This window comes from Ruegeria sp. AL12 (genome assembly GCF_056540885.1).
This window is the reverse complement of record NZ_JBQFXN010000004.1, coordinates 13,829-26,282: the sequence shown is the minus strand read 5'-3', so window position 1 is coordinate 26,282 and position 12,454 is coordinate 13,829. Positions and strand designations below refer to the sequence as shown.

The 12,454-nt window shown below is 53.3% G+C and carries 9 protein-coding genes; 3 read left to right on the top strand and 6 right to left on the bottom strand.

The genetic code is table 11. The annotated features are described in order from the left end of the window. Positions 1-90 precede the first annotated feature (90 nt). Entirely contained in the window at positions 91-2,073 is a 1,983-nt protein-coding gene (locus tag ACR0C6_RS12500) for a phosphatase PAP2 family protein (RefSeq protein WP_480446867.1), read from the bottom strand. 807 nt (positions 2,074-2,880) lie between these two features. Between ACR0C6_RS12500 and ACR0C6_RS12495 the strand changes: the two genes are divergently transcribed. Beyond that, positions 2,881-3,318, top strand: a complete 438-nt coding sequence (locus tag ACR0C6_RS12495) for a hypothetical protein (RefSeq protein WP_480619569.1) — start codon at positions 2,881-2,883, stop codon at positions 3,316-3,318. Positions 3,319-3,329: 11 nt separating this feature from the next. Here ACR0C6_RS12495 and ACR0C6_RS12490 read toward each other — a convergent pair whose 3' ends face one another. The 4 genes from ACR0C6_RS12490 to ACR0C6_RS12475 all read right to left on the bottom strand — a co-directional run bounded on the left by ACR0C6_RS12490 (position 3,330) and on the right by ACR0C6_RS12475 (position 9,782). Beyond that, positions 3,330-5,972 carry an AsmA family protein gene (locus ACR0C6_RS12490; RefSeq protein WP_480619568.1) on the bottom strand — a complete coding sequence of 881 codons (2,643 nt, stop codon included), beginning with the start codon at positions 5,970-5,972 and terminating at the stop codon, positions 3,330-3,332. A 210-nt stretch (positions 5,973-6,182) separates the two neighbouring features. After that, a complete protein-coding gene (locus tag ACR0C6_RS12485) occupies positions 6,183-6,896 on the bottom strand; it encodes a DUF3299 domain-containing protein (RefSeq protein WP_480619566.1) in 714 nt (237 codons plus the stop codon). 120 nt (positions 6,897-7,016) lie between these two features. Continuing rightward, positions 7,017-8,408, bottom strand: coding sequence for a metal-dependent hydrolase family protein (locus ACR0C6_RS12480; RefSeq protein WP_480619564.1), 1,392 nt, complete (start codon positions 8,406-8,408; stop codon positions 7,017-7,019). Between the two features lie 69 nt (positions 8,409-8,477). Continuing rightward, positions 8,478-9,782, bottom strand: coding sequence for a metal-dependent hydrolase family protein (locus ACR0C6_RS12475; protein WP_480619562.1), 1,305 nt, complete (start codon positions 9,780-9,782; stop codon positions 8,478-8,480). Positions 9,783-10,019: 237 nt separating this feature from the next. Here ACR0C6_RS12475 and ACR0C6_RS12470 point away from each other — a divergent pair, with 237 nt between their 5' ends. Next, positions 10,020-10,982 carry a helix-turn-helix transcriptional regulator gene (locus tag ACR0C6_RS12470; protein ID WP_480619560.1) on the top strand — a complete coding sequence of 321 codons (963 nt, stop codon included), beginning with the start codon at positions 10,020-10,022 and terminating at the stop codon, positions 10,980-10,982. Between the two features lie 379 nt (positions 10,983-11,361). Here ACR0C6_RS12470 and ACR0C6_RS12465 read toward each other — a convergent pair whose 3' ends face one another. Further along, positions 11,362-11,814, bottom strand: a complete 453-nt coding sequence (locus ACR0C6_RS12465; protein ID WP_480619558.1) for a hypothetical protein — start codon at positions 11,812-11,814, stop codon at positions 11,362-11,364. Positions 11,815-12,084: 270 nt separating this feature from the next. Between ACR0C6_RS12465 and ACR0C6_RS12460 the strand changes: the two genes are divergently transcribed. Continuing rightward, positions 12,085-12,273: a hypothetical protein gene (locus tag ACR0C6_RS12460; protein ID WP_171641446.1), complete on the top strand. Its 189-nt coding sequence runs from the start codon at positions 12,085-12,087 to the stop codon at positions 12,271-12,273. Positions 12,274-12,454 lie beyond the last annotated feature (181 nt).

The following is a 12,454-nucleotide window of genomic DNA, read 5'->3' as shown; positions in this document are numbered from 1 at the left end:
CCGTAGGTTTTCAATTCCGACGGGGCGATCGCCACCGGTGACGCACAAGGAAGCATCATGTAGACCGACCTGTCATGGGGTCTGATACATTCATCCTGCCCACCCCGCCTGTTCAGGCAAATGACGGGTCCACCACAATTCGGGCGTACTGTTCACAATGTGGATTTCGCTACCGCAAGAACGACCGCCAACGATGTTGAGGCGATCTCCATCAAATGTTTCAAGCGACATTTTCGCGGCCCCCCGGAAATTCGCCATCTGTTCGGCCAGAATGCCCACTGCAACGCGTTCACCCATTCGGATACTGTCGAAATAGTCGCTGTAGAAATGTACCCCTGCAAAATTGCGCCCGATCGCGATATTCGCAGCCAACTTGTTCAGCTCGCCATTCAGCGTAAGCTTCGCTGCGCTGTCCTCTGGCCGCACGGACTCAACCAGTGTCCTGCCACCCGGAGCCGGAACAAAGACGCGCTCCATACCCGCCTCTGCCAAAGTTACCCGGGACCCGTCCAGCGCATGTGTTCTGAAGAACGCCTTGAGCAGCGTCGCGCACGCCCCGGCAACTGCGCCATGCGCCGCCCCGTAGGACGGCTGCATTGGCGAGCCCTCGGGATAAGCAACAGGCAACAGCAGGTTGCGATCGATTTGTGGCAGCCCCTTATGAGAAACCGCGTTGTGGGCGAACCGCTTAGTGGCCGGCGCGGCGGATATGGCTTCCACAAGACTGAAATCTTCGCAGGCGGCGCTTTCCAATTTCTCAAGATGGGCTGTGGCAAACGGTTCCGCTGCCCCAAGCACCGCGCCATGACCATTCGCCACCAAGGTTGCAACGCTGCCCAGCTTTTCAGGGCGGGCGCGGTTGTGCACCTGAAAGGTCTGGCGTCGCACGGCCCGCATTGCCCTGGTCGCGGTTTCTGCCAGCATCGACAGCGCGTGAGATCCGCCCCAATCGACCCCGCCATCCTCCGCACGGGAATTCCAGACTTCGGGCAGACCGTCATCTGCTTGAATACCTCGGCCCAACATCAACAGGCAGGCATTGGAAAAAGCCTGATAGATCGAGTCGAAATGCACGTAGGTAGCAAGGTCGCGAGGTGTTTCAATAAACTTCGGGCCACAGGCCTCAAAGGCTTGTTCGCCGGTCGCGTCCGCCCCGTTCTGAACGTCCAGCCACTCGGCCCAGTCCCGCAAATAGTCCACGCCAACGGCCTGTGGTGCAACTCTTTGGTCAACCCGAAACGAACCAAACGGCATTGCCCTAGGCGCAGTTGTATTTGCCAACCACCGCCCTTGCACATGCGCCGCGTCTGAGGTCAGGGAGTCGTACCCCTGCAAAAGGAACTGCGACACGTAAGGCCCGTCCGAACAGCCTTGGCTCGAGCCGCGGAACAAAGTTCGCGAAGACAGACCTTCGCCATCTCGGACCCGGCGCGCCGCCGGTACTTTCCCGATCTCGGCGCCGCTGGCATCCTTTGGGAAACCGTCTTTGCGGAACCACTCCAACCGGCCAAGGGCGCCAAGCACCTTGTCGGTTCCCTCGGCACCATCCCGAATGGTTTCGAAGGACACATCTCGCAGACAGGCCATCGCATAGAGTTCGGCCATTTCTGCCGCCAATTCATCTGACCCAAGCCTGGGCGCCGGCGCGATACCCAAACCGCCGGCGTCCAATCCATTGAACCCCAACCGGTGACCCAGGATTGGCCCTTCCCACGCACGCCATCTAAATTCACCACCCTCTGATGGCGCGGTGCGGAAGGGCCCGGAATAGGCTGGCGTGTCAAACAGCGTCAGCCTGTTTCCTTGATTGTCGGTGCAGGTAGGGTCAGCCACTTCTTCCAGAAATTCGGTATAAACCTGCGCGTCGACAATGCCATTTTCGTCATGCCGCAAGCCCTTGGAAAAGCTCGTGGGCCAAGTCCCGGCAAACAGGTCTGCTTCGCCGTTATGTTCATCGGCCGCCCTGTCTCGGGCACCAATCGGCGTGTTCGAATGACACTGATCCCGGTTCAATCCACGATTGGGCTTTTCCAGGTCCTGCCAAGGTTCAGACGGAATGATATGTTGCGGCATGTTGCTCTCCCGATCGACGAAGACAACGATTCGCACGACGCCGTTACTGGATCGTGACCGGTCATTCCGACAGGCTTTTTGCCCTGTTCTGAAGAGTCCGACAGGCTTTTTGCCCTGTTCTGAAGAGATTGGGAATACTCGGGATAGAAACGGCTTCGATCGCGCTGGACACCAAGTCCCGCCGCCGCTTTCCGATCTTTCGAGAAATCGCAGAATCCAATGCAAAACAGGATATCTGGGTCCAGCCATCTTCGGGCTGAGTCTCCCCGGACAGAAAGATAAAGAAAGTTGGATGGCGGAGACGAAGTCAGCATAATTAAACCTACAAGCTCATGTTAAGTATATAATTTATTCAGTTCTTGATAAAAGATACCACAATACATACCACACAAAGCCGGATACCAAGCGCGGATAGCGCAACGTGTCATGCGACAGAACGTTGGTTAAATACTTGTAACTGACACTCACGCCGGTTTTAGCAAACGACTGCTTTGAGCCCAAAGTTGCCAGTGGAGCTCAGGGCGCGAGATCTGTGATGCGCAGAAAGCAGACTTTTCAAAGTGCAGCAGACTGCTCAAAGCGGGCATTCCTTCCAATAGCAGCATATGCGGCTATGAGAAGGAAACAGACTTCACGATTGCGCTCCGGCAACTTGGGTCCTGATGAAGCTCTTTCTGTATCGTTTGATTGATCTTCCTTGATCGATAGGATGGGCTAAACTTCAAAACAGTTCTGAGGTCCCAAATGTACAGGTATGTTCTGACAACAATGGCTTTGTGTTTTGCAAGCGTTCTTCATGCCGCTGGTATGGAACGGTGGGGTGAATCCGGGGACTGGACAATCCTGATTGATCCCGAAAAGGGCAATGGCTGTCTTGCTTGGAAACCCTTTGAAAATGAAATGACCGTTGAAATCGGCGCGGCACCCAATCAGGCTGGTGGCTTTTTTGCAGCCTTTAATCCGGCCTGGGTTCAAATCGAGGACGGGGCGACCGGGGTCGTACAGTTCGACTTCGGTGATGCGAAGTTTGAAGGCGAAGCAGTTGGAGTCTTCAAGAATGGCGTTCCAGGTGGCTACGCCTTTTTCGACAACCCGGCATTTGTAACCGAGTTTGGAAAACGCCAAAGCGTCACGATTATTGGCGAAAGCGGGGCTGAGGTTGAACTCGATCTCAGCGGATCTGCAAAAGCCATTGAGGCGGTTCTGGCGTGTCAGGCCGAACAGCCAGAACCACTGAACAACTAGGTAGTGTCCAATTATTGTAATTGATTGATGTCTGGCACACAGGGTTGCCTGTCGGCAGGCATAGCATCAGCGCCTTCCGGGGCCTTGTTTCTCGACCCACCCACATCCAGCTTGAACTTTGGCGACGAAAGCTGGCCCGTCACATCAAAGGGCCAAGCGCTTCGGGATAGGGGTTTGCCAACGCGACGGGGCTCTGCTCTGATCGCCATGTTATCGTTCAGCCAGTCCACATGTCCCTTGGCCACTAATTGAACCGATCCCGTTTCAATGACGATTGAGTTTGAGCTGACTTGCCCGGCTTGGATATCGACCGGGGCAACCACACAAGTGATGTCGGTGTAGCCTTGTCTGAACTCCTCTGAAAACAGCCACGGGAATATGCCCAACCCTGCCAGCTCCAATAGGCTGGTGCTGATATAGCCCTGCGACATCGACAAAGAAGCGTTGCCGCGCATGGAGTTGATGAAGGCCTTGCCAGAGGCAGTATTGCCAGAGACGTTGAACTCACCGCTCAAACGCCCATAGGCTTCAATACCAATGCCCAACTCATCCAAGATTTCGCCGAATTCCCATCCCGAGGTCGATCCTGACAAGGAAAGCCAATCAGGAGAGTCAATCAGATCCATGACCGCCCGAAGGCTGAAGTTTCCGCCACCATAAGCCATCTGAAGGGGCCCGAAATCCACGGTCCCTTCTTTTGCAGACAATTGGCTGGAAACTGATGTTACGCCTTGCTGGCCTACAATCTCTTTGAATTCGATCTGTACCTCGACGTCAGCTTCTCGCAGCACGCGCTGCACATCCAGAAGATCGGCAGGTTTCCCTTTTTCCTTTGGCAATACCAAGGGCTGGACGTCTGTCTCCTTCGGTAAAACCAAAGGCTGAACTTCGGTTTCAGGTTCCTTTGTAGTCTCGCCTACCAGGCTTTTCAGTTGGTCCAGCACGGCAGTCAGGTTCTTCAGGTCGTTGAGATCAAGCTTTTCGCTCGTGATGTTGCCCCGAACAACACTAGCGTCCTCGGGGAAATTTGCGTCCAAAGCCGCAAGAAGGTGCGAGGAACCTGCTTCGAACTGGATTGCGGCATCAAAGTTCTCGCCCTGTTTGGAGGTTTCAGCATCGATACCAAGTGCCCCGATCTCGACAGGCTGCAGATTCACTGCGGTCAGAAACTTGGCGCTGTCGTCGACATCCAATTCTACGTCGAAATCGAGACCGGCAAGCCCTTTTAGCTCGTTGACAGATAGTGCGAGATCGAGCGCCCAGAGATCGGTGCCGTAGGTAGTCGCGTTAAACCTGTTGAGTGAAACCGGCCCACCCGCGTTGGATATGTTGAAATCGGCTTTGATGCCGCCGAACTGGTCAACGTAGTCTTCATCGAGGTTGGGCAAAATCAACTTGGCGGGCCCGTTTAGCTCCCCATCGAATGTCACGTTCTGAAGCTGAAGCAGATCGAGGATTTCACCTTCGGCTTTCAGGACAGGCTCGTCAATTGGACCGGCTTGTAGCGCAATGCCCAGCATGGCGAGCCGTCCGTCTGGCATGCGGCGAATGCTTTCGATAGATGCTGGACCGATTACGTCTAACCCTTGGTCGAACGCATTGGTTTGAAACAGCAACTTCTCGAATTCGAAGGAAGACAGAGATCCGACCATATGCATTTCAAAGCCGGTAAACTTCAGTTCTTGGATACTCTTTGCTGCTGGCGGCGGCTGTCCTTTGGGATGAAGTCGCGCGTTGAATAGCAGATCGACGCCCTGAGCGGTGTAGAGGTCATCTATTGAACCTTCAGCTTCGAGTTTCTGTCCATCCTCCAGGCTTACCGTGGTTGTAAACGCCTCGATCTTCAGGGCGTCCTGAGACACGAGTTCAGCCTGCAACTGGCCATTGCCTTCCAAAACGCGTTCCAATCCAATGACATCTAGAAAATCACCGAATTCACCGGTGTCCATTTCCAAGACTGCGCGATAACCGCCCCCTTCGTCTGCCGAGAAGGGCTCGCCATCGTAGCTTACGGTCATTTCGCCAAAACTGGCGCGTGTCGTAAATGGCGCGTCATGGGGGTAATCGCCTTCGATTTGGAAACCCTGACCGTTGACGGAGCCGGAACCAGAGACCTTCGTTCTTTGTCCAATGTCTACTTGTTCGAGTGCGAGAGACTGAAGGTCAAACACAAATGAGAAGCCCGAGACCTTGTCGTCAATGTTTAACCCGATTGATGTGAAACTGACGTTTTTGTCGCTCAGAAAGTTCAGTATCCCACCGCCTTCCGTACCACTCTCATTGGTACTATCAGCGCTCGCGATGTCTTCTTGATCTTCCGTTGATACTGTTTCCTCATACTCAGGCCTGCGTGTTGGCCTGTCTTTTCGCCAGCTTGTTGTGCCGTCTGCGGCCGTAAGAATATTCGCCTGTAGGCCTTCCACTACCAGATTGTCAAAATGCAGACGCCCATTGGTCAAAGCGGCAATGTCCAGCTCCAGTTCCAGTAGGTTCAGTTCTACAAGTGGTGACTCCGGCATTGTCTGGCTCGGAATGATCACCCCGCCGACATAAATGTGACTAATGCGTCCAAGCGCGACGCTTACATCATCTTTGACTAGAAGTGGCCGAGCAATCTGTTCCGAAAGAACTCTTTCCACAAGGTTGCGGCGCATGTCCGAGAACATCGGAGACGCAAGCAACAACCAAACAAAAGCGACTGCTGCGAATGCAAGTAATGCGACAAGCCCAATTATTCTAATTAGCCAAACCCTCATGCGCTCCCCTATCGCCGCTTTCGCCGTTCAATCTTTCACGAGCAGGTATTCAGCCCACCAAACTGAATGCCCTTTCTGAACCTTATTCAGGTCAGTTGGGTCGTGTCACTATTCGTCTTTGATAGCCCCGCCAGTCGCTTTTATTCTTCCCATCAGTATACTTGCACTATTGGGAGTAGCCTCTTTGGAAGTTTGGGTTGGTTCAAAAGTCTGAACGTTATCGACCTCTAAAGTAAACGCAGCCTTCATGAGGACTGGACCATCAACAACCAGCATTTCCTTCTGCGTCGGCTCGATCCTGATTTGACCAGTGACAACGATGGGCTCGTAAACTGTCGATGGTGACCATGAATCACTCAGGCGCAAACGCACCATCTGGTTCGGAGGCGGAGGCGGCACGTGGCTACACATTCCACGTTCCGGCACGATATACGCCATTTGGGAGCCATCTTTGTCGCGGGGTGCCGGGATCACAAATCCGCCCAATGAAACGGTCACGCCATCATAGTCAAGGTTAGCGGCCGTGCCCGCCTTCTCACGTCTTTCCATCACAACCCAGCGTTGGGAAATCAGCCAGTTCGCATCAACGCCTTCCTCAGCAAGGGTTGCTTCGGTCGCCTCGATATCCACTTGAAGCTGGTCCAACAGCTCTGGCGTCGACCTGCCTTTTTCTTGCTGCGCGCGCAACCTGACCAATTTGCGAAGCGCGCTAAGCTGTTTGCCCGTCAATTCGACGAAAGGATCTTCGTAATCCTGAGCAGTTTCATCGACCAAGTCTGCCCATTCGATACGCGCGACTTCCGAATGAACCGGCAAAGCCAAGAAAACTGCGAGAACTGTTGGAACAAGTGTCAGTCTGGCTCGAATTCTCATTTTGAGAAATTCCCATTTGTAAAGACAGGGATGCGCGGGATGCCGAGGTAAAATCACCCCGCGCGACACTCAATCGAGTGTATTCTTGTAGAAGACCCCGTCTTTCATGATGACACGAATAGTCTCGAACCCTCGATCACGCTCAGGTGCATCAAACCACTTCGGATTTGCTCCAAGAACCGACAGGTCTTCCAGCGGGTTTCCATCGACGATCAGGATGTCTGCGTAGGCCCCTTCTTCGATCACACCCAGTTTGTTGGGATAAGGGTTCCGCCGTCCTGTAAGCTGTGCCAGTTCGCCACCAGTCGAGGTTGCTGCAACCAGGAAAGCATGGTTACCTAGCAATTCAGCGAAGTAGTATTTTTCAAAATCGCGGTGTGCGCGTCCAAATCCGATGGTGGACAACACGGTGTCGACGTTATGCACGATCTTGGGTTTGTATTTCTTGATGTAATCAATGACGTTTTCTGACCCGACCAGATATTCTTCCAGTTTCGGTTTCACCGTCGGCATCGAGAAATTGGGATGGTCGAGCAGCGCCGGATCCATTCCAGCCACATTCAGGGCCCAGAAGATACCTTCATCCGCAATGCGTTTGACGGTATCCTCGCTCACCATCTGAGCATGCTCCAGCGACTTGACGCCTGCGTCCAGAGCCATTGTGACCGTTTCATCCGTATAGGCGTGGACTGTCACATAGGTATTAAAGAACGACGCAGCCTCGACAGCTGTCGCAATCTCATCAACGTTGTAAGCAACGGACCAGAGCGGGTCGAGCTCGGATGAAACTCCGCCGCCAGCCATCAGTTTCAGGAAACTCGCCCCGTGCGCGAAGTTTAGCCGCGATGCCTTCCGGATTTCCTCGGCACCATCAGCAATGTATGACAGGTTGAACGTATTGGCGACGTCGTCCGACCCCATGTTGAAGGTTCGCTGCTCGGGGTTTCGCCAGTCACCATGCCCGGATGTCGGGCCGATGGCCGCACCTGACGCATAGATACGTGGCCCGTCTACAATCCCCTTGTCGATCAGTTCGCGCAGACCTGATCCCATTCCGCCGGTATCCCGCACCGTGGTGTAACCATCGTAGAGATAGTCGCGGGCATTTTCGACTGCTGTGGCCCCAATCTGATCCCATTTGGCGGCCTGAAGACCTGAGAAGGATTGCACGAGCCCTGTAGCGTAGAGATGCACGTGACTGTCAATCAATCCCGGCATTAGCGTGCGCCCACCTCCGTCGATAACCGTCGCTTCAGGCGCATCAATACCGTCGGTCGAGACTGTCTTTATGAGATTGCCTTCAACCAGAACATTCGCGTTTTCGATCCGCTCTTCACTAATTCCGTCAAAGATATGCACATTGGTGAACAAGGTTTGCGGGAGCGCGTCCTGCGCCAATGCGCCGCTTGCTGCCAAGGAGACAAATCCGGCGATTGCTGTCAGTGATGCCAGTGTTTTCACGTGTCAGTACTCCCATTTGTCAAGCTAAGGGTGCGCGGGATGTCGAGGTAAATTCACCCCGCGCGACACTCAATCGAGTGTATTCTTGTAGATCACGCCATCTTTCATGATCAGGTCGATGTTATTGGTGTAGTCGACCAGGATCTCGGCATCCTCGACCGGGTTTCCTTCAACAAGCAGCAGGTCGGCATAAGCTCCCTGTTCGATCACGCCCAGCGGGCCTGCTTGGTAGGGGTTGAGTTTTCCTGACAATGCCAGAAGTGCGGCCGATTTTGACGTGGCCTGTTGCAGGATTTCGTGTGAAGTCCACGCCTCCAGCCGGTATTTGAACTCATCGTTCTGTTTGGTCAGAGCAACCGGGTCGCCGATGATATCGGTTGAGAACGCAACGTTCTCGATCTCATACTCTTTCAACAGTTTCATCTGGTTGCGCGCACCTGCCTGAACATCAAGGAATTTGGGAGCTGCCGCAGGGCCAAGCGCCTTCTTGATAACTTCCTCATCAAGCCCAAGCAGAGAATAAAACGGGACAATCCAGGCGCCAGAATCCTTGATGGCCTGCGCTGATACTTCAGTCATCAGTTGTCCATGTTCTATACTGATGACGCCCGCTTCCAGCGACCGCAGGATCGAGTCGTCGTTATAGGCGTGGACCATCACATAGGTCCCCCAATCGGCTGCTGCGCGAACCGACGCCTCCAACTCCTCCGGTAATCCTTGAACGGTGTGCAACGGATCAACCGAAGATGACACGCCACCTCCAGCCATCACCTTGATCTGCACCGCGCCCATGCGCAGCGCTTCGCGCGTTGCACGTAAGACTTCGGGCACGCCATCGGCCAGGAACTCGACATGCTGGTTGAAGAAAGACGGCTGCGCCCCCATGAAGTTCGGATGGGGTTCGGTATAAACCCGATGCTCGCCATGTCCGGAAGTCTGCGAAATGACCGGCCCTGATGCGTAAATCCTCGGCCCCACGGCCTTGCCGCGATCTATAGCTTTTTGCAGACCAATTGCTGGGCCACCCGCATCCCGAACGGTTGTGAAACCACGCAGCAGCATTTTCTCAGCTTCAATTGTGGAAACCGCGCCCCAGTACATCCAGTCAAAATTGTCCCTCAGGTCCGCGACGGGCTCGGTGATTGCCATATGAACGTGCGCATCGATCAAGCCCGGCATAAGAGTGCGACCACCACCGTCAATGATCTGAGCATTCGCGACGGCCAGCGGTTCCGCCGATACTTCTGCGATCAGGTTGTCCACGACCAGAACGTTTGCATTCTCAATTCGCTGTTCATCGACACCGTTAAACACGTGTACGTTGGTAAATAGGATCGGAAAGCTATCCTCCTGCGCGAATGCCAAAGTAGACAAAAGTCCAGCAAAGAGAAGTGATGTGGCACTCTTTGTCAGTTCCCGCTTAAGACGTCGCTCTGAAGAAACGTTCATTTTTCAACCCCCCACTGAAAGATATCCAAGGTGGCGATCATGCTAACAGAGTTTTTTGGAGTTACTTCTTGTCAATTTTGGACAAAACGACTTTTGTCAGTCCAGTAAAGATAAATGGGATGACTTATGCGCGCGCAGGCCTCTAGAGCAATGATCCCGGTAATGCAGTCAAAATTTTTGTCGGCGGTGGTAGATCGATCCTGTGAAATGGGCGCAGAAAGAGAAAAGATTCTAGAAGGCTGCTTGCTCAGGCCAGAAGTATTATCTGGCCCAACGCAACCGATCCCAAGCGCATGTGTATATCTCGCGTCCACCCGTGCTGCCAGACTTTCAAATAATCCGTATCTTTGCGCGGAGATTGCTAGTCAATATGATTGGAGCGACGGTTTCGTCCCGCCTAAAACCATGAGTCACAAGCCTAGCTTGGGCGACCTACTTGTTGCTTGGCTCCACTTTGCGGAAACCGTTCAGATTTCAATGAACTATACGATGACGATTGAGGGAAGATGGGCTATTTTGAAGGGGCGCCGGATACTTCAAGCTTCTCAACCTCCCGGCCAAGCGGACGCATGGGACATTGTTGCCTGGTCTGAAATGCTTAAGGCACGATTGGGGCAAGTGTGGAACAACGCGCAGGTCGAAGTGCTTGTCTTCGACCCCAAAGCGATCCCGCCCACACTAATACCTCACACTCAGATTCAAAAATGCGACGCATGGGGCCTCAGCATGTCGTTTCCCGCGTCTTGGTTGATGCAGCAATCAAAGTTTGAACGAACCGAGCCAACGAAAGCGGCGGTTCCCATTCATCAGTTACTCGACTTGGCCAATTTGTTCTCAGTGATTGACTACTCGAAATGGCCGGGTTTAGACGGATTTGCACAATTCATCGGTTTGCATCCCAAAACACTGCAAAGAGAACTTGCAAGGCAAGGCACCACAGGGGCGGATCTCATAGATGGCGCAAAAATGCGTCAAGCGGAGCGATGGCTGACCGAGGGGCACCTTTCCATTACGGATATTGGAAAGGCCTTGGGTTACAAAAACCCGAGTGCGTTTACACGAACGTGTCGCCGTTGGTTCGGGTTAACGCCTGACCGGTTAAGGCGCGACTTTGATGCTCGTTAGTCTATCCATGAACTTTGTCCTGATTGAGATGACTCCGGTCCTTTGGAGCAATCCTGTGAATGTTTACAAAGTCCGCAGACCAGACATTTAAATGGTCTCTTTGCATCGCAGTGCAGCTAGCGGCGGCTTCCTGCGCATCTGGTGAATTCGCTGAAGCCTAGAACCTAGATCTGCGGCACATGATCGGAAAGCGGGCTGCGACGACAGACTTGTGAGGGAACATTCAAAGTCGGCTCTGGACCTTCCCTAGTGACGTTACAGGGTAAGATTAACGGCGATGCTGCTTCGCCTATGACGGCCTCGAAAAGCCCAAACTCCCGTGCTTTATCTACAACCCAAAGGCGTCAATCCGAGCAGTGATTGATCGTAAAGTATGGAATCAATTAAGAACATCGACCACTGCCCCTATTAGGTTCAGCACCTCGTGTGTCTCCCGGTCCACTTGGTAAACATAGTCTCCGGCACGCACATAGTAGCCGTTTCGCCGCAGGCCATATCGGCTAGGATTGTCGATGCGAACATACCCATTGTAGATGAAATCCCCGACTCGGTATCGTTTAGCTTGGCCGGGCGGAACGCACGGCACTGCTTTCTTGGCCAAACCCGGAGGACAGTTACCTGCTTTTGATTTCACGAAAACAGGCTGCAGTGCATTGTGCGACCCGATACTCTGTCCAAGATCAAGAGACTGGATGTCAAAACTCGCACCCGCAAAGGGCCCGGCCTGCATAGTGAACACCGTCGCCGTGATTGCCAAAGCCGTTTTCATCTTTTCCGCCTCCTTTAACTGATCTTTCCAATTATGATCATCTTCGGGATTTGACCAATGCATCGGCGGAGACTGGCTTACTGCCGAAGTCTTCTGCTGTGAAGCTATGGTTCGCTTGGCACAACATTCTCATCTAACGACCTTAGAAACCCTCAAGTTGGAATGGGGCAATTGAAGTGGCGCCCGGCCAGACCAATCCTTTGTTCTTATTTCGTAAACAACATTAACCGAACATGAACAGTGTATTCTCATTAGGTTCAAACAACTTTGCGCATACTGACCAAGTTGGATCGAACGAGACGTATATCGTTTGACGGAAACAAGGGGAACAAAATGGTCAAACCTGCCTTTGTGACTGAAGATCGCAGCACTGAAATTGCGATGCGGACCTCTAGCAAATCCGCTGAAGAGCGCCTGCAAACCGCGATGAATTCGAGCAATAGCCGCTTCCCTCCTATCGAAAATGCACTGACAGAGATCACAAAAAACAAGCGGCTATCCGAGGCTCACCAAAACGTCTGAAGGCAATTCGGCTGCCCCCCCGACAATTCTCGATTTTCGCCCTAAACATCTGAATTGTAACAGGAACCCGTCCCAGCTTGGGGCGGGATTTTCTTGTTGCGCATCGCAATCATCAAGAGCTTGCGCCTATCAGGCCGACTGAATCTACCTTCCAACTTAGTATCCGAAAGGCTTATCGACG

Coding starts and splice junctions, on each gene's coding strand:
- ACR0C6_RS12500 (WP_480446867.1), bottom strand. CDS start 2,073: ATGCCGCAACATATCATTCCGTCTGAACCTTGGCAGGACCTGGAAAAG.
- ACR0C6_RS12495 (WP_480619569.1), top strand. CDS start 2,881: ATGGAACGGTGGGGTGAATCCGGGGACTGGACAATCCTGATTGATCCC.
- ACR0C6_RS12490 (WP_480619568.1), bottom strand. CDS start 5,972: ATGCGCCGCAACCTTGTGGAAAGAGTTCTTTCGGAACAGATTGCTCGG.
- ACR0C6_RS12470 (WP_480619560.1), top strand. CDS start 10,020: ATGCAGTCAAAATTTTTGTCGGCGGTGGTAGATCGATCCTGTGAAATG.
- ACR0C6_RS12465 (WP_480619558.1), bottom strand. CDS start 11,814: ATGCATTGGTCAAATCCCGAAGATGATCATAATTGGAAAGATCAGTTA.
- ACR0C6_RS12460 (WP_171641446.1), top strand. CDS start 12,085: ATGGTCAAACCTGCCTTTGTGACTGAAGATCGCAGCACTGAAATTGCG.